At 56.1% G+C, this 18,152-nt stretch carries 15 protein-coding genes; 10 read left to right on the forward strand and 5 right to left on the reverse strand.

Annotated elements, in window-relative coordinates; translation table 11 throughout:
• Nucleotides 1–18: 18 nt before the first annotated feature.
• From G6R38_RS19805 to G6R38_RS19825, 5 genes are all read left to right on the forward strand, one after another.
• A complete protein-coding gene (locus G6R38_RS19805; RefSeq protein ID WP_166830322.1) occupies nucleotides 19–528 on the forward strand; it encodes a flavin reductase family protein in 510 nt (169 codons plus the stop codon).
• A 90-nt stretch (nucleotides 529–618) separates the two neighbouring features.
• The gene (locus tag G6R38_RS19810) at nucleotides 619–2,076 is read left to right on the forward strand and encodes an FAD-binding oxidoreductase (RefSeq protein ID WP_166830324.1); all 1,458 of its coding nucleotides are present in this window, start codon (nucleotides 619–621) and stop codon (nucleotides 2,074–2,076) included.
• 6 nt (nucleotides 2,077–2,082) lie between these two features.
• Entirely contained in the window at nucleotides 2,083–3,264 is a 1,182-nt protein-coding gene (locus G6R38_RS19815) for an FAD-binding oxidoreductase (RefSeq protein WP_166830326.1), read from the forward strand.
• Nucleotides 3,265–3,359: 95 nt separating this feature from the next.
• Nucleotides 3,360–4,697, forward strand: a complete 1,338-nt coding sequence (locus G6R38_RS19820; protein ID WP_240928295.1) for a (Fe-S)-binding protein — start codon at nucleotides 3,360–3,362, stop codon at nucleotides 4,695–4,697.
• A gap of 24 nt (nucleotides 4,698–4,721) precedes the next feature.
• Entirely contained in the window at nucleotides 4,722–5,177 is a 456-nt protein-coding gene (locus G6R38_RS19825; RefSeq protein ID WP_166830328.1) for a VOC family protein, read from the forward strand.
• A gap of 11 nt (nucleotides 5,178–5,188) precedes the next feature.
• On the opposite strand, the gene G6R38_RS19830 is transcribed toward G6R38_RS19825, so the two are convergent.
• Nucleotides 5,189–6,655, reverse strand: a complete 1,467-nt coding sequence (locus tag G6R38_RS19830) for a sulfatase-like hydrolase/transferase (RefSeq protein WP_166830330.1) — start codon at nucleotides 6,653–6,655, stop codon at nucleotides 5,189–5,191.
• Between the two features lie 125 nt (nucleotides 6,656–6,780).
• Between G6R38_RS19830 and G6R38_RS19835 the strand changes: the two genes are divergently transcribed.
• From G6R38_RS19835 to G6R38_RS19845, 3 genes are all read left to right on the forward strand, one after another.
• Nucleotides 6,781–8,052: a putative sensor domain DACNV-containing protein gene (locus G6R38_RS19835; protein ID WP_166830333.1), complete on the forward strand. Its 1,272-nt coding sequence runs from the start codon at nucleotides 6,781–6,783 to the stop codon at nucleotides 8,050–8,052.
• 16 nt (nucleotides 8,053–8,068) lie between these two features.
• Nucleotides 8,069–9,706 (forward strand): FAD-dependent oxidoreductase, encoded by a 1,638-nt coding sequence (locus tag G6R38_RS19840; protein ID WP_166830336.1) that lies wholly within the window; start codon nucleotides 8,069–8,071, stop codon nucleotides 9,704–9,706.
• Between the two features lie 80 nt (nucleotides 9,707–9,786).
• Entirely contained in the window at nucleotides 9,787–11,154 is a 1,368-nt protein-coding gene (locus tag G6R38_RS19845; RefSeq protein ID WP_166830339.1) for an excinuclease ABC subunit UvrC, read from the forward strand.
• A gap of 96 nt (nucleotides 11,155–11,250) precedes the next feature.
• Here the strand turns inward: G6R38_RS19845 and G6R38_RS19850 are convergent, their stop codons facing one another.
• Complete coding sequence (locus tag G6R38_RS19850; RefSeq protein WP_166830341.1) at nucleotides 11,251–12,021, reverse strand: HpcH/HpaI aldolase family protein; 771 nt, start codon at nucleotides 12,019–12,021, stop codon at nucleotides 11,251–11,253.
• Nucleotides 12,022–12,128: 107 nt separating this feature from the next.
• Here G6R38_RS19850 and G6R38_RS19855 point away from each other — a divergent pair, with 107 nt between their 5' ends.
• The gene (locus tag G6R38_RS19855; protein WP_206028647.1) at nucleotides 12,129–13,088 is read left to right on the forward strand and encodes a leucine-rich repeat domain-containing protein; all 960 of its coding nucleotides are present in this window, start codon (nucleotides 12,129–12,131) and stop codon (nucleotides 13,086–13,088) included.
• A gap of 179 nt (nucleotides 13,089–13,267) precedes the next feature.
• On the opposite strand, the gene G6R38_RS19860 is transcribed toward G6R38_RS19855, so the two are convergent.
• The 3 genes from G6R38_RS19860 to G6R38_RS19870 form a co-directional block, all read right to left on the reverse strand.
• Nucleotides 13,268–14,032, reverse strand: coding sequence for a gamma-glutamyl-gamma-aminobutyrate hydrolase family protein (locus G6R38_RS19860; protein WP_166830345.1), 765 nt, complete (start codon nucleotides 14,030–14,032; stop codon nucleotides 13,268–13,270).
• Between the two features lie 551 nt (nucleotides 14,033–14,583).
• Nucleotides 14,584–16,014, reverse strand: coding sequence for a UdgX family uracil-DNA binding protein (locus G6R38_RS19865; protein ID WP_166830347.1), 1,431 nt, complete (start codon nucleotides 16,012–16,014; stop codon nucleotides 14,584–14,586).
• A complete protein-coding gene (locus G6R38_RS19870; RefSeq protein ID WP_166830349.1) occupies nucleotides 16,011–17,264 on the reverse strand; it encodes a putative DNA modification/repair radical SAM protein in 1,254 nt (417 codons plus the stop codon). The genes G6R38_RS19865 and G6R38_RS19870 overlap by 4 nt, the downstream gene beginning before the upstream one ends.
• A gap of 120 nt (nucleotides 17,265–17,384) precedes the next feature.
• On the opposite strand from G6R38_RS19870, the gene G6R38_RS19875 reads away from it, so the two are divergent.
• Nucleotides 17,385–18,065: a hypothetical protein gene (locus tag G6R38_RS19875; RefSeq protein ID WP_166830351.1), complete on the forward strand. Its 681-nt coding sequence runs from the start codon at nucleotides 17,385–17,387 to the stop codon at nucleotides 18,063–18,065.
• Nucleotides 18,066–18,152 lie beyond the last annotated feature (87 nt).

Genomic DNA, 18,152 nt, shown 5'->3' on the forward strand with positions numbered 1-18,152 from the left:
CATCAGAAAGCTCCTCGAATGTCCACTCCCGAAGAGACCACCGCCGAATTGGAAACGATCGGTCGCGTGCTCGGTCGGACTCCCAGCGGCGTGTTTATTCTGACCGCCACCGATGGTGAAGGCCATGCGACCGGTATGCTGGCCAGTTGGGTGCAGCAAGCCAGTTTCAATCCGCCCGCCGTGACGATGGCCGTTAACAAGTCGCGGTATCTCAACGATTGGCTCACCAAATCGCCGCACGTGGTGCTGAACCTGGTTGGAGCCTCGCAAACGAGTTACCTCAAGCACTTCGGCAAGGGTTTCGAGCCTGATCAACCGGCCTTCGAAGGGATCGACACCGCCGATACCGCTCACAATGTGCCCGCACTCGCTGGTGCGTTAGGGTACCTCGTCGGGAAGGTGAGCAACAAAATCGAAAGCGGCGACCATGTGGTTTATCTCGTCGAAATCGAATCCGCCCACGCCGGCGAGAAGATTGACGAAGACAAGCCCATGGTCCACATCCGCAAAAACGGATTTCACTATTGATGGAACACTCGAGTGCTCTGAAGTTCGGGTGCCACTGGCACCCGAAGACGTCGAATGTGACAAAACCGAGATCCCTCTGAGACACCCGTCATGACCGCTGCCACCGCGTCCGCGTTTCTTGATCGACTCCGTGAAATTGTTGGCGAAGACGGTCTGCTCTACGATCCGGCAGAATTGCTGGTTTACGAGTGTGATGGCTACGTCGTCGAGAAGAAAACGCCCGACGTTGTGGTCTTTCCGACCACGACCGAACAAGTCGTGAAGATTGTTCAAACCTGCAACGAACATGATGTGCCGTTTGTTCCTCGCGGAGCCGGTACGAGTTTGGCTGGCGGATGCCTGCCGATCGGCGGTGGCGTGATGATCGCCCTTACGCGGATGAACAAGATTCTCGAAGTCAACCTGCGAGATCGGTACGCCGTCGTGGAACCGGGTGTGGTGAATGTGCATCTCACGCGGCATCTCGCAGGCACGGGTTTTCATTACGCACCGGACCCGTCCAGTCAGGGGGCGTGCACAATTGGCGGGAACGTGGCGACAAACTCCGGCGGTCCGCATACGTTGAAATATGGCGTGACGGTCAACCATGTGCTCGGCATCGAATTCGTCCAACCCGATGGCACGCTGACGGAGATCGGCGGCATCGTGGACGAACCCGGCGCGTACGATCTGACCGGTTTATTCGTCGGCAGCGAAGGCACTTTCGGCGTGTGCACGAAAGTGATTGTCCGTCTCACGCGTGATCCGGTCGCGTATCGCACGATGCTCGGCGTGTTCGAAACCGTCGCTGACGCCACGCACGCGATCAGTGATATTATCGGCGCCGGCATCATTCCCGCCGCTTTGGAGATGATGGACCAAGGCATCATCACCGCCCTCGAAGATGCTTTCCATTTTGGTTTTCCACTCGATGCGGGTGCGGTGCTGCTGATTGAAGTCGACGGATTGGAAGTCTCCGTTGATCGCGAAGCGCGGGAGATCATTGAACTTTGCAACGGCCGCAATGCCCGCGAAGTTCGCACCGCCGACACACCTGAAAAACGCCAACTGCTTTGGAAATGCCGCAAGCAAGCGTTCGGGGCGATCGGTCGTCTCAGCCCCAGTTATTGCACGCAAGACGGCGTCGTTCCCCGCACGAAACTCCCGGAGATTCTCGCCGCCATCACCGAAAGCGGAAACCGACATGGCATCCGCGTAGTGAACGTGTTCCATGCGGGCGACGGGAATATCCATCCGATTCTGCTCTTTGACGAACGCGACCAAGACCAAATCCGCCGCGTGATGCTTGCGAGCGATGAAATCCTCTCGAAGTGCATTGAACTCGGCGGCAGCGTGACCGGAGAGCATGGCATCGGCGTCGAGAAGATCAACTTTATGAGTCAACTCTTCACGGAAGACGATTTGGCCGTGATGGACGACGTCCGCAAAGCGTTCAATCCCGATGGCCGATGCAGCCCCCAAAAGATGCTCCCCACCGCCGGTGCCTGCGGCATGGAACATCATGCCCCCATCGAAAAATCCCACCCCACCCGCCGCGCCGCGATGTAATTTCCCATGCCCGAATTCACGCCCTCAACGACACAAGAACTCAGCGAGTTCCTTCAAGCCAATGCCGCCGGTGAACGCCAAGCGTTTCAGATCGTCGGTGGCGGGACGGCGTTGGAGTATGGATGTCCGCTGTCGAAACCGGTGACGAACATCTTCCTGAAGAAGTTGAACCGCGTCATCGATTACCCCACGCGAGACATGACAATCACCGTCGAAGCGGGGATGACGATCGCAGAATTAACGAAAACACTGCGGGCGGAGATTCAGGAATTGCCAATCGATGTGCCTGATCCCAAGTCCGCAACGGTCGGGGGAATTCTCGCGTGTGATGTGTCCGGTCCGCGTCGGTTTGGTCATGGCACATTACGGGATTTCCTCATTGGTGTGACGGCGGTGGACGGGCTCGGCCGCACCTTTCACGCCGGCGGTCGTGTGGTGAAGAACGTCGCCGGTTACGACTTGTGCAAACTTCTGATCGGTTCGTTCGGGACACTCGCGGTCATCACGGAAGCGACGTTCAAAGTGCAATCAATGCCTGTCCCGATGGCGGATGCGTGGGAGTTGATCGGCTTTGATGATCTTTCCCAATGTGATGCGGCGATTGCGAATCTGTCATCGTCAGCGTGTCGACCGGTGGCGGTGGAAGTTGTCAATCAAAAAGCCGCTCGGATGATGGCCGAAGCCAACGAAGAGCCGTTCCACTCGACACCCTGGGGAATGGCCGTGATGATCGAAGGCAGCGAAGCTGACGTGCATTGGCAATGTCGTCAATTGCAATCCGAATGGGAGAACCTCGACGGACGCGTGTTGCATCCGCTACGTGATTACCGTCGAAAAACTTGGCCACCGGTGAAACCACAGTCGACCGTCCGCGTCACGTTGCCGCCATCGAAGTGTTTGAACTTTCTCGAAGTGGCCGACGCGATGGATGTGGCCCTCTCCGCTCATGCTGGTGACGGGGTCGTCATTGGTGTGCTGCCGAATGATTCCGCACCGTCGCTCGTTCAACAACTCCGCGAGAAGGCCCACGAACTCGGTGGACGCCTCACCGTCGAATTGTGCCCAAGCGAATGGAAAAAGGAACTGTCGGTGTTTGATCAGTCGGAGTCCACGTTGCGGTTGATGCGGGAAATCAAATCCAAACTCGATCCGTATGACGTGTTAAACCCCGGTCGATTGTTTTCGTAGAAGATTGGTCGTTGTAGGGTGCGTCGTGACGCACCGCAATTCCGCGCGAGATCATGGTGCGTCACGACGCACCCTACGCCGGGTCGAAAGTGAAAATGATGAGTGAAACATCATCGACGGAAACGCAACCATCGCCGGACTCGTCCCCCCTCGGGGCAGCGATTCCGTATGATCGGTTTCTCGACTGTGTGCATTGCGGGCTGTGTACGTCCGCGTGCCCGACGTATCTGGAAACCGGGAATGAAAATGACTCGCCCCGCGGGCGGATTTACCTGATGCGAGCCGTCACCGATGGTCGGTTGCCGATGAGCGACACCGTCCAACGGCATCTCGATTTGTGTCTCGATTGCCGAAGTTGCGAGACGGCGTGCCCATCGGGTGTACAATACGGACGGCTGATCGAACCGTTCCGCGTGGACTTGGAACAAGCCGAAGACAAAAAGAACGGTGGCCCCGGTTGGTTTCGACGAATCGTGCTGTATGGGTTGTTTCCATATCCGAACCGCATGAAATGGGCGTTGCTGCCAGCCCGATGGATGCAGAAACTCAAGCTCGATCGATTCGCTGAAAAGGTCGGTTTGACGAAACTTCTGCCGACACCGTTGCGGCGGATGCAGTCTCTGCTGCCGCCGTTGTCGGCACGTCCGTCGAAACTCCCCACGGTGCTCCCGCCGATCGGACCGAAGCGGGCAAAAGTCGGTCTGTTCACCGGCTGCGTGGCGGAAGCGGTGTTCGCGGACACCAACCGGGCGACCGCTCGGGTGTTGCAGGCCAACGGTTGCGAAGTCGTTATCCCACAGGAGCAAAATTGCTGCGGCGCGATTCACTACCACAGCGGTGCGGCAGACCCGGCGATTGACTTCTTCACCCGCAACCTGAACGCATTCCCTGACGATTTGGACGCGGTCATCGTCAACGTCGCCGGTTGTGGTTCGATGCTTAAAGACTACGGGCATGTCGCGAAGGAACTCCGTCCGGATGATTCCCAATTGCAGGAATCGCTGACGAAGTTCGCCGGTCGAATCAAAGATGTCTCTGAATTCCTCGCCGAACTGGGACCGATTCCGCCGACGCATCCGGTGCCGTTAAAAGCGACCTATCACGATGCCTGTCACTTGGTCCACGCGCAACAGGTCCGCAGTGCACCGCGGGAATTGCTGCAACTGATTCCCGAATTGGAACTCGTTCCGTTGACGGAATCGGACATCTGCTGTGGAGCAGCGGGGAGTTACAATCTAACCGAACCGGAGATGGCGGACCGTCTTGGTGCTCGCAAACGAACGAACATTGAAGCGACCGGTGCGGATATCGTGATCAGTGCCAACGCCGGTTGCACCTTGCAAATTGGGGCGGAATTGCGAAAGAATGGGAAACCGCTGCCGGTCATGCATCCAATCGATTTGCTCGACCGCAGTTATCACGGTTCCGAGTAGTCGTCTGCATTCGAGGGAAAGTTCATGGCCGAGAACACCATTCGTGACGTCTTCCCCTACTTGCGAGTTCGCAACGCAAGCGATGCCATCGAGTTCTACAAGAAAGCGTTCGGAGCCACCGAGAAATTTCGACTGAGTGAACCGAGCGGACGAATCGGACACGCCGAACTGGAATTCGGCACGTACGTGGTCATGTTCTCCGACGAATACCCGGAGCACGGCATTCAAGGACCGGAAGCGTTTGGTGGTACAGGGTCTTCGATTCATCTGCATGTGGACGACGTCGACGCGATGACACAACAAGCGGTCGACGCCGGTGCGAAACTCGTGATGGAACCCAAAGACCAATTCTATGGCGAACGGTCATCGAAAGTGCTCGATCCGTTCGGGCATGAGTGGTTGCTCGGTTCGCACATCGAAGACGTTTCCCCGGAAGAAATGCAACGCCGGTGGGACGCCATGTTCGGCGGAGGCAACTAATCCGGTTCGAACTACCATGCGGGATCGATCATTTCCGCGTTGAGAATCTCCCACTGACGAGCGAGATGTTCGAGTTTGTCGGCGTGCTTGGTCGCCAGGTTGGTGCTTTCGGCGATGTCGTTCTTGAGGTTGTAGAGTTCCCACTTCGGAACGGAGTTTCCACGACCGTGCCGAACGATTTTCCAATCGCCCGCTCGGAATGCCTGTCGCCCGCCAATACGCCAGAACAACTGCGAATGGGGTGGTTCCGTTTGGGAGCCCGTCAGGAATGGCAACAAGTTGACGCCGTCGGTCGATCGGTCGACTTGCCCACTCACCGCACGGAATGTGGCCGCGAGATCGAGCGATGTCACGGGATGGGTGTAGGTCTCACCTTTCGGTAACTTGCTCGGCCACTGCATCAGAAAGGGAATTCGAATCCCGCCTTCGTAGACGGAACCTTTTTCGCCACGTAGCGGAGCGTTGCTGCTTGTCAGTTCGCGAGTCGGTCCACCGTTGTCGCTTAGGAAGACCACCAGGGTGTCGTCTCGAATGCCGGTCTCATCGAGTTGCCGCAAAATTCGCCCGACCCCATCATCCAGGTGAGACAACATCGCCGCGAAAATCCGACGATGAATATCCTCGATCCCCGCAAACTTCTGGAGATAAGAATCCGTTCCTTGCATCGGACTGTGGACCGCATTGTACGAGACGAACAAGAAAAACGGTTGCTGATGAGATCGGTCGATGAAGTCCACCGCTTCCCGGGTGATCGCATCGGTCAGGTGTGCGGTTTCTTGGACTGGCTGACTCCCACGGAGAATCGGATTGTTGGCGTTATACGCCGGTTCGAAGTAGCCCATGTGTGTCGACCAAATCACGCGGCCATCGTCCGAAGTCCAGCGGCCTTGTCCACCATCGGGGAGCGTTTTTCGACGTAGCCAAGTCTTCACGCCGCTCCACGGATGCGGAACGAAATAGTGGCCTTCATGCATGAAACCGTAGAATTCATCGAAGCCACGACGATGAGGATGAAACTTCGCCGTGCCGCCGAGATGCCATTTCCCCACCAAACTGGTGGCGTATCCCGCGAGTCGCAAATCATCGGCGATCGTCTTTTCACGCACCGGCAACCCGACATCGGGATCTTCGTTTCGGGCTCCGATTGGGTTGAATTCGAAGCCAAACCGAGTTTGGTATCTCCCGGTGATCAGCCCCGCTCGCGATGCCGCACAATACGGTGCGGTCACGTAGCCGTCGGTCATCCGCACTCCACCGGCCGCGATGGAATCAATATGCGGTGTGGGGATCTCCTCACCACCGTAACAGCCCAACTCCCCGTATCCTAGATCGTCCGCCAGGATCAGCACGATACTCGGTCGGTCAGCGGCGACCGCGATGTTGCAACGTTCCATTCCCGCCCAACACGCAAGCAAACCGACGGCAAGCAACCTCGCAAAAGGAACGCAGAGATGCGTGCATCCGAAGACTCGAAGCATAGCCAGACTCGCAGAAACGGAGAGGGGATTTGAACGTGTTTCCTATCGTCGGGGTTGTCGATAGAATCACCCCGGCCATACTATCAGTCTTGAATAGTCCATCTCAACGGAGGACGTGACGATCGATGAAATCATTCTCCCATTACCCCGCAGACATGACGCGGGCCTTGCTGGATCGTTGGGAGCAACAGGGTTTCTCTCGGTCTTTGCTGCCCAGTCGGGAGTTGTGCGGGCGTTTGCTCGATACCCTTTATCAAGCAAGCTTATTGCGGGAGGAGGGCAATCACGTTCGGTGTCGAGTCCTCATCGCGGAACCTGAAGATTTCGACGAACAATTGCAATCCGGCGGCAGCCGACTGCATGTGCTCCGGTTCGCTCAGCCCACCCGATTGACGCCTCACGAGTTGCGAAAACTCTCCGAAGCGGCGAACTTCTATCGGTCGCTGTTGGCGGTGAGTGTAATCGACGATGAGTTCTTCATTTGGGGACAGATCGTTACCGGCACCGACTGGGTGAACCGCAGCGAAAGTGATCGGCACCGGGAATCGTTGCTGCCGACTCGTTTGGTCGTGCAGTGTTTGGGAGCCGGTCATCTGATCGCCGGTTGCGGTGATTCGCGAGTGCTGGAGTCGGCGAACGGAAAGATTTTGACCGATGGTTTTGATCCGTTTCGCTCCCGATGGTTGCCGCGGCGGTTTCAATCGTTTCGAACTTCGTTGCTCCGACAACTCGACGAAATCGCCCCACCGAACTCGACGACGGAAATTTGCGATTCCTTCGTCAAAGATGTGGCCCAAAGCGTCATTCGACAAACGCTGCGGTTGGTGCGAGAGAACGGTCACGGCGGGATGTTGATTTACCTTCCCAGAGAACACGAAAGTTCGGTGCCTCTCGACGATTGGTTCCGGTTCCGCGTGCGGTTTCGCGAGGACGATGCCACGCAGCGTTTCCACAGACTTATGATCCGCTTGATGATCCGTGGACGTGAAGTCGGTGCGGCCGCCGGCTTGCAGACCGTTCGTTGGGAGGATTACGGTCGGCTTGAGGATCTCGAACTCGTCGCGCTCGATCAGGCATTGATTCAGTTCAGCCATTTCTTGGCCGACCTCATGAGCATCGACGGTTCGTTGGTTCTCGATCGTGGGTTTCGACTCATTGGTTTCGGGGCGGAAATCCTCGGAGACACACCGGTGAGGGAAATTCATCGAGCGTTGGATCTCGAAGCGGGGCAATGCGTGGTCGAACCGGCAGATTCCGGCGGTACGCGGCATCGGTCGGCCTATCGCTTGGTGGCTGGTATTCCGGATGCAACGGTGTTGGTCGTTTCACAAGATGGGGACGTCCGGTTCGTCGCCCATCACAAGAAACAATTGACCTACTGGCCTTACTTACCATGACGAAGAATGCAAAATCATGACCTACCGAACCGATCTCGAAACGGCATTTCCCACGCTATCCGCCGACGAAATGAGTTGCCTGGAGCAACTCGGTCGCGTCCGAAGTTTCGCCGACGGTGAGGCGTTATTTTCGAGTGGTGACAAAGATTTCTCGTTCTTCGCGGTCAAGTCGGGAGCTGTGGTCATCATTGAAGACTCCACGGGGCAAGCCCACGAAGTCGTGACGCATCTCGCGAACACATTCACGGGAGACGTCGATTTGCTCACCGGTCGACCGACGGTTGTTTCGGCTGTGTCGCGGGGCGGGTGTGAGGTGATCGAAGTCGACGCCAAACGTATCCGGCGGATGCTGAACGAAATCCCGTCACTCAGTGATAAACTCCTCGAAGCGTTTCAAACCCGACGAAACCTGCTGGAACTAACCGAGTTTCAGGGCATCCGCGTTGTCGGCGAACCACACTCGAAAGAGGCATTGCGACTCCGCGAGTTTTTCTACAAGAACAACGTGCCGCACACCTTCTTCGAATGTGATACCGACGACGGCCGACGATTGCTCACCGAGTTCGATGCGACTCCGCAAGACACACCGATTCTCGCGTGCAGTGCGCGTGTCGTGCGGCAACCGTCGTTGGCAACGGTCGCGGAGTGCCTGGGGATTTCGCGGGAAATCCCGGACGAATTGTATGACGTTCTGATCGTCGGTGCGGGGCCGGCGGGTTTGGCGGCGGCGGTGTACGGGGCATCCGAAGGACTCAAGACTTTGGTTGTCGATCGCGTCGGACCGGGCGGGCAAGCGGGGCAGAGTTCAAAGATCGAAAACTACATGGGGTTCCCGTCCGGTCTGCCGGGAGCCGAACTGGCCCATCGCGGATACCTGCAAGCACTCAAGTTCGGAGCGGAATTCACCGCCCCGGTTTCCGTCGTGTCGATGACAACTCAAACGAACGGCGAACACCATCTGAAATTCTGCACGGGACAGGTCGTGCGAACCAAGACCGTGCTGATTTCCACCGGCGTGTCTTACCGCCGCATGCCCATCGAGAATTGCGAGCGGTTCGAGGGTTCGGGAATTTACTATTCCGCAACCAGTGTCGAAGCGAGGGTGTGTCAGGATGGAACCGCAATCGTGGTGGGAGGCGGAAATTCGGCGGGACAGGCGGCGATGTTCCTCGCCAGACATGCCCAACGTGTCAAAATTCTGCTGCGTGGCGACAATCTTCGTAAAAGTATGTCCGACTATCTGGCCGGTCGAATCGAATCCGCCGAGAACATCGATGTGTTGCTTCACACCGAAGTGGATAAAGTCCTTGGCGAAAACTCACTTCAATCCATCGCCATGCGGAACAACAAATCCGACGCCCGCGACCACATCGATTGTGCCGGCATGTTCGTTTTCGTCGGAGCCAAACCACACACGGAATGGCTCCCTGATTCCGTCGCCACCGATGACAAAGGTTTCGTCCTCGCTGGGCCGTCGATTCAAAACCACGAACTGTGGACACTCGATCGCCCACCTTGCGAATTGGAAACGACATCGCCCGGTGTGTTCGCCGCGGGAGATGTTCGTAGCGGCACCACAAAACGATGTGCCTTTGCCGTCGGTGATGGAGCACTCGGCATCACCTGTGTGAATCAGTACCTCAGTTCACTGTGAGACAGAGTATTGACGTTTTCACAATTCAGCGAACAATACCACTCGGTGACGAACGCAGTTAGACCGTAGGAAGAAACGTCATGGCGGACACGGACGATAATACACAGACGGAATTACCGGCCGACGGGCACGTGCACGGGCGGTTGTCGGCGTACGCCGAAGCCCGGGAACTGCCGACCGAACCTGGCGTGTATCTGATGAAGGACTCTCAGGGCCGTGTGATTTACGTTGGCAAAGCCGTCAATCTTCGTAGTCGCGTGTTGAGTTACTTTTCGTCGCAAGCGGCCGTCGAACGCAGAACGGCGGAGTTGGTCAAGGAAATTGATCACATCGACCATATCCCGACGGATAGCGAAGTCGATGCGCTCTTGCTCGAAGCCCGACTGATCAAAGACATTCAGCCGAAGTTCAACACCGACCTCAAAGACGACAAAACATTTCCGTACTTGCAGATCACCACCAACGAGGATTTTCCCCGCATCGAGTTCACCCGCAAACCGGAAACCAAAGGTGTGAAACTCTACGGCCCGTTCACTAGTGCGGGCCAACTTCGGGGTACGATTACGGTTTTGCAGAAGATCTTTCGCTTCCGCACCTGCACACTGGATATCGACGAGCAGGACGAGCGTTGGCGGTGGTTCCGACCGTGTTTGCTCGCCAGCATCAACCAATGTACCGCACCATGCAATTTGCGGATCAGTCAGGAAGACTACAAACGCGACATCGCCCGACTGCGAATGTTCCTCGATGGCAAGAAAGCCAAGGTCATCAAGGAACTGCAAGCCGAGATGGCGGCGGCCTCCAAGGAACTCAAATTCGAAAAAGCCGCACGCTTACGAGACGACATCAAAGCGTTGGAAACGATTCACCTGCGTGGCGATCTGGAACAACATGCCCAACCCGAGGCGTTTTATGTCGACCCGAAAAAAGGTCTCAAGGGTTTGCAGAAGATCTTCCAACTCCCCGAGATGCCACGCGTGATCGAAGGGATGGATATCGCCCATTTGCAAGGTGGGGAAACCGTCGCGAGCTTGGTGCAATTCATTGATGGTCTGCCGTTCAAGCATGGTTACAAACGGTTCAAAATCAAAACCGTCGACGGCGTGGACGACTTCGGTTCGATGCGGGAAGTCGTGTCCCGCAGACTCCGCCGCCTGCAACAAGAACACGGAAAGTTCCCCGATATTCTGCTCATTGACGGTGGCAAAGGGCAGTTGAATGCGGCACTCGGGGCGATGGAAACCATCGGCGTCACGCCACCACCGCCATTCGTCATCTCGCTCGCCAAACGCGAGGAAGAGGTGTACGTTCCCGGCGAAAGCGAGCCGCGAAAACTCAGTCGGCATTCGTTCGCATTGCGATTGTTGCAGTACGTTCGGGATGAATCACACCGGTTCGCTCAGCATTATCACCACATCCTGCGTCGGAAAAGCACCTTCGGCGAGTGAACGATGCCCCCGTGTGCCACGCCCCTGTGAGCCGTGTTGACCGACAAACTTGAGAACGCACGGCTGACACAGCCGTGGCACGCATTGGTGCAGGGTTCAAAAGAATTTGCTGTAGACGTTCTTCGTCGACGCGATGCCAGCGGAGAACATTTTCAGTTCGTTCGTTGGTGAGAGCAGTCGGCACCCCTTGTCGACGAGCATCTCGCCATGTTCCGGAGACACGCAAACTGCCCCCCAACTCTTGCCATGATTCCGGCACGCCGCCGCAACACGGTCGATCGCTTCGAGGCATTTCTCGTGGAAGAATTGCCCCGTCACGCCGAGCGCCTGACTGAGATCACTCGGCCCGACGAACAGGGAATCCACGCCTTCGATGGCCGCAATTTCGTCGACTTCATCCACCGATGACAGTGTTTCGATCTGAATTGCGATGTAGGAATTCTTGTTGGCTTGCTCGCAGAATTCCGCCGGTGGCGTGGTCGCGTACTTCCCGTCGTATCCGCCGGTGTTCAACCCGCGACATCCGTGCGGGTAAAATCGGGACCACTGCACAAATTGTCGGGCTTGGTCCGCGGTGAAAATCTGAGCCGCCATCACACCACCGGTGCCTGCTTCCAGACACTTCGTCACCAGGGCGTAATCGGTGGGGGCAATGCGGGTGAAAGACTCCAACCCAACACTCCGAACGGCCAAGCAGCCCACTTCCAATTCCGGCATCGTGAAACCGACGTGTTCGTGGTCGAACCACACGCCGTGAAAGCCGCCTTGCATGCCGATCATCTGGAGCAAGTTGTGGTGCATCGCCCGTCCGACACCGGCAATGATCGTTAGTTCGTCCCGCTGGAGCCGCTCGCGAATTTGTTGCATGAGACCCGAATTCCCACATTCCATGACTAATCAACGAAGTTTGAATTGGAAGCCAGTGTGCACGGACCGCGTGACGAATTCCAGTCTGTCTGGTACGGTGAGCGGAGATGTTTGTGCGAATCGCAATTGATGGATTTTCGGAGGGTCAGCTTGTGAATCTGCCGCAGCGGCTTATTTGTCTCGGGATATTGGTGGTTGGTTCGGGATGCGGTGGCGGCGAATCACCAGCCGAACCGGAAGCGGCTACACCAGTCGCACCGGCCGAACGCCCGTCTACGTCGAAGTCGGAGAAGCCGGATGGTTCCTCACAGACGCGTTCGGTGGAGGAATTACGAGTTGAACTAGGAGCCAACGAGAAAGCCGAATTTGTCGAACGGGGCGGGCAGATTGTCGCGGTGAATTTGTACGATTCCGGCGTGACGGATTTGGCCCCATTGAAAGGGTTGCCGCTGCGAGAACTCGACCTGCGTGGATTGCAGGTTTCCGACCTGTCGCCGCTCGCTGGGATGCCGTTGGAAGCGTTATTCGCGGAAGAAACCCAGGTTTCGGATTTATCACCGCTCAAAGGACTACCGCTGACAAAGCTTTACCTCAGTGCAACACCCGTCAAAGATTTGTCGGCACTGGAGGGGATGTCATTGCGAGAACTGAATCTCGTGGGCACATCGCTTGAAAGTTTAAGCAGCCTGCCGGACACCAGTATCGGAACCTTGTGGTTGGTCGACACCAAGGTGAAAGACCTCTCACCGCTCGCGAACCGCTCGATCACCAGTTTGGACATTCAAGGCACGCTCGTCGAAGATTTATCTCCGTTAGCAACGATGTCATCGCTGCAACGATTGAACATCATCGACACGCCAATCACCGATCTTTCTCCGCTTTCACGGTTGGCTCTTCAGCGGATTCTGCTTACGCCAGAGACCATCAAAACCGGTTGGGGCGTCCTGCGAGACATGTCGTCATTGCAGGTGATCGACACGCTACCGCTGCACGTGATTCAAGCGGAAAACCGCCGCCCATTGACGGCGGCACAGTTTTGGGAGAGTCACCCGAAATTATTACCATGATGGTTCCCGTGCGGAAAGTTGGCGTCCATGCCCCGTATTGACCGGCATCCTACCGATCACGGATTCCACACGGTTCCGATTTGAATGTGATGAAGCCACTGACTTCATCACATTCAAAACCGAATTATTCCAGCATGTCTTGCGAGAGTCGCAAAATTTCGGTTGGTTCGAGTTCTTTCTCAAGCCGCCCGACGTTGTGGCATTTGCAACAAAGCCGGTTCTGGTTCTTCGCAAGCTTCGAGGAAGTTCTCGAAGACCTGCATGTCGAGGGCCGAAGCGGTTGTGTTTTCCGGGTGCCATTGGACACCGAGACAGAACCAATCGTCGCTGATTGATTCGTAAGCTTCGATCACTCCGTCCCCGGCAGTTGCGGAGACTTTGAAACAATGGGCCAACTGATCGACGGCCATATGATGCTGGCTGTTCACACGGATTTCGCCAGGACCATAAATCTTGTCGACCCGCGTGCCTGGGACGATATCAATGATGTGCCGGAGACAGTTTTCGACGGTATCGCGGTGATGGAACGCCTTCGGAACGTCTTCGGTCACGTGTTGGTACAGAGTTCCTCCGCAAACAACGTTGAGTTCTTGCATCCCCAGTCCGATGGCGAGCACCGGGATTTTCATTTCGACAGCCAAACGGCACAGACGACGGTCAAAGTCTTCCCGGCGATTGGGCATCGGTCGGGTTGATGGGTGAGGTTCCAATCCCAGGCGGATTGGATCGAGATCCAATGCACCACCGGTAATGACCAAGCCATCCAGCATTTCCAAGTACTGTCGCAGGTCATCATCGCTGGCCAGTGGTGGAATCACCATGGGGAGACCACCAGCCGCCGTCACGGAGTCGTAGTAACCAGAGTTGATCCAGGTGAGTGGAATGGAATCCTTACGAGCAGGACGAAAATCAGCGTTGATACCAATCAGTGGTTTCCGGGCCATGGTCGAATCCTTTCGGGGGCCGATGCACATCCAGTGCATCCGTTTCAGTAAAAAAACGACAAGCTAACGGGAAGCTTGCCGTCATTACAGCTTCGTATGTTCGGTGCTCAACAAGATCCCAACGCCGGTGAGTGATTTTGCAACCACTGATCGAAAATCAAGTCCTGCGATTTTCATGGCCCGGCCCTGGTTGAAACGTTCTTCGCATGGTGTTTGCGAAGAGGTGTGTTTGATTTTGTTGACGCGAGCGATCTTAAAAACTCCGCCCCCCGTTGTCCACAAATTCGCTCATTTTGAGGATAACCCGAACAATTCCTACCAGATGTCGGGGTCCACTAACCAAGCGTCCACACCTCTGAATTTGCACGTTCTTCGACGCGCAATACCGTAACCAATGCTCAAAGCACGCTTTAGGGCAAATACTCTTCTTGTGATGTCTGTTTTAGAATTCTGGATTGGCTTGCGAAAGAAATTCATTTTTTTGAAACTTTTCAACCATGACCAAATTACCAGTCGGAACATCACGCCATACACAAACGAACACACCCCTCTTATGCTGCTTCATGGCCATTCAATTTGTCGGCGACTTTTTGGAGGTCGGCTTCAAACGCAGATTGCATATTGGCTCTTGCGTCGGGGTCGGGAGCACGGAGTAGAGCAGAGGGGTGGTAGGTGGCGATCGTCAGTGGTGACCAATCGGTCTCAACGAATTCACCTCGTTGCCTTGTGATGCGAAAGTCACGACCAATGATCGCTTGAGCCGCCGTCGCCCCCAAACACATCACCACGTCCGGTTTCACCACATCGATCTCTGCTTCCAGCCACGGTTTGCATGCGGCGATTTCACGGGCTCCCGGTTTCTTGTGGAGCCGTCGGCGACCACGCGGTTCCCACTTGAAGTGTTTGACGGTGTTCGTGATGTAGACCAAATCGCGATCGATCCCAACGGTTTGCAATACGTCGTTTAAGAGTTGCCCCGCTGGTCCGACGAACGGTTCACCCTGCAAGTCTTCCTGATCGCCGGGACATTCGCCGACCATCATCACGCGTGCCGATGCCGGTCCTTGGCCGAAAACCGTCTGCGTGGCTTCCTTGTAGAGATCGCAGCCTTCACACGATGCGGCAGCGTGGGCGAGGGTTTCCAAGGTCTTCGTTTCCGGCAGAAAATTCGTGGCGGACATCGCGAATCCTTCGGTTTGGGAGATCATTGTTTGAACGCGTCGCGGAGCATCGGCGAGCAGATCGGGAATGATTTTGGTTTCCGGCAGCGTCGGCCAATGCTTCATAGGCATCTCCGCCCGCATCGCTTTCAGTTTAATCCGAGCGGGGTTGAAGATCGCTCCGTAATAGGTTTTCCACAGGTCTTCCAACTCGTCTGGCGACGGAGCTTCCGATGCCGGCACGCCGTCGCCATATTGCAGTTCCTTCGCGGTGGGGTCCCAAGTTGCGGATTCGTATGGTGTGAGAATTGTCCAACGCATTTCCGGGAAGCGACGCGAAAAGAACGGAGCCGTCAGCCGCAACACGTAATGATCTGGACGATGCCAAGCGACAAAATATTCTTCACCGTCCCGCTGCACCGAACGAAATCGCACGAAAGCTTTGGTCTTGTGAGCTTCTCGGCGGACGGCTGCGTCCATCTTTGTCAGTGAGAGCACGTCGTCATCGGAGCTGACGTCAAGCAGATGCCGCTCCCCGTGCGTCATTCGCCAGAGAACACGATAAAGCAGCTCCCAACGTTGGGGATCTCGATGGGCCGCAACCTTCTTCGCCAACAAAAGAAACTTGGGAGACACCGTAAACGGCTTGGCGATCTGCTCGCGGGTTGGCAAGTCGTCCGATTCTTCATCCGCGAATAGCAATGTGTTGGTTTTCTGCCAGCGATCGTGCCAACGAATGTCGTCGGGGCGAATACCGGATTGCAGCAGCTCCCGCGCGATAGCCCGCCACTCTTCAAAGAACTTTGCCGACCGCGTGATCATACTTCCCCCGTCAACGCCGACCCCGCGGCATCGAACAGCGTGAGTTGCCGATGTTTTGTCTGAACTTTTCGACCGAGATCCAAACGCTCAAGGTCTTTCAGCCCCGGATTGTGCCCATCCGCCAAAACGAACGGCGATGTTTTCTTCATCACCACACGGAGCTTTTTCAAATCCTCGATGCGGATCCGTTTCCAACGTCGCATCTTCAGAATTCGAGTGACGTTTCGGGTCCCGATACCGGGTACACGCAGGATCGCTTCACGCGGAGCCGTATTGAGATCGACCGGAAAGAACTCCCGATGTCGCAACGCCCACGCCATTTTCGGATCGTGTTCCAAGCTCAAATCGGGTTGGGCATCGTCGACAATTTCGTCGACATTGAAGCCGTAAAACCGCATCAGCCAATCCGCTTGATAGAGCCGATGTTCCCGCATCAACGGCGGAGCCAACCCCGGCAAACGGGCGTCCGCGTGCGGAATCGGACTGAACGCCGAGTAATACACGCGTCTCAATCGATGATCGCCGTACAACTCGCTCGCGGTTCGCAGAATGCCCGCGTCCGGGGTATCGGTGGCTCCGACGATCATCTGCGTGCTTTGTCCGGCGGGTGCGAATCGCGGAGCTTTGAAACCGGCTTTGCGATCGGACTGAATTTCGTCGCGTCGTTGCCGAATGTGACTCATCGCCCCCGTAATCGTGGGTTTCTTCTTCTCCGGCGCGAGTTTCTTGAGGTCCGATTCGGTCGGCAGTTCAATGTTCACACTCAACCGATCCGCCCATAAACCGGCTTCTTCGATCAACTCGTCTGCCGCTGCGGGAATCGTCTTGAGATGAATATAACCACCAAACCCATGCTCCTCCCGTAACGTGCGAGCGACATGGATCAGCTGTTCCATCGTGTAGTCGGAATTCACAATAATTCCCGAGCTCAGGAACAACCCTTCGATATAATTCCGACGGTAGAAGTCGAGCGTGAGTTGCACAACTTCCTGCGGTGTGAAGCGAGCCCGTGGCGTGTCACTCGTCACGCGATTCACGCAGTATTGGCAATCGTAGATGCAATAGTTTGTGAGCAGAATTTTTAGCAGCGAGACACATCTTCCGTCGGGCGTATAACTATGACAAATCCCCATGCCTTCGGTGCTACCCAGCCGACTATCTTTCCGCGTAGACTTCGCACCGCTGCTAGCGCAAGATGCATCGTACTTGGCGGCGTCCGCCAGGATTTCCAATTTGGCGTTTCGATCCATGAACAACCCGAATCATGATATTGAATCAAATGTGCATTGTCGTATTGTAGACCGCGCAGTAAACGTGACCATCGCGAATTCCGAAAAGTTTCGACCAATACCACTCACCCGATAATCTTCATGCCGTTCTGGAATCCATTTGCTCGCCGTTCGCCCGTGAAAGTCCATGCGGATCTGGTCTGGCTTACCCCACCGGTGAAGCATCGGGGGTTAGTTCTCGACTGGCAACGCCGCACGCAAACGGGGCTGAGTTTGGTCGCTGCTCACTTCCCGGAAACCCTCGCGGTAGTCGAAGCGGAGTTCGACAATGCCGGCATCGAGTTCGATCCGCAAAGCGGTCCGATTCCGATGTCCGAATTCGATCGCCGGACGTCCTCCCTGGAACCGCAACCCATCATGACATCCCTGGTCGATTGGTTGCCGACAGATGATCTGGGAAGCGTTCAAACCGACGATTCTGCTCACATATCGATCTTGATCGCCGAGCGTCATTTTTTAGCGGATCGAGATGCCGACGTGCTTCAGTTTGCCGCCGGACTGCGAAACCCCTGCGATGTGCAATTTCACATTTCCGTAGGTGATCCGCTGTTGGCCCCGTTCGCGGGGGAACAACTACGGGACATTCTCAAAGCGATGGGACTCGATGACCGAGAGGCGATTCGCTTGCCATTCGTCAATCGTCGCGTCCGTCACGCCCAACGACACTTCGCCAAACACGCCCGCAGCGATGGTCCCGCCAAATCCCCGTCCGACTGGCTCGACCGCCACTGCCCGACTTTAGCCTCGTCAGCAATCGACTGATCGCGTAAAATAAAAATTGCACCGTACACATTGCGAGATTTAGTACACACCAACCATTGGTGGATTCCAGCCTGATTTCTCCCTCCT

The sequence above is a fragment of the Thalassoroseus pseudoceratinae genome (assembly GCF_011634775.1).
GTDB classification, from domain to species: domain Bacteria; phylum Planctomycetota; class Planctomycetia; order Planctomycetales; family Planctomycetaceae; genus Thalassoroseus; species Thalassoroseus pseudoceratinae.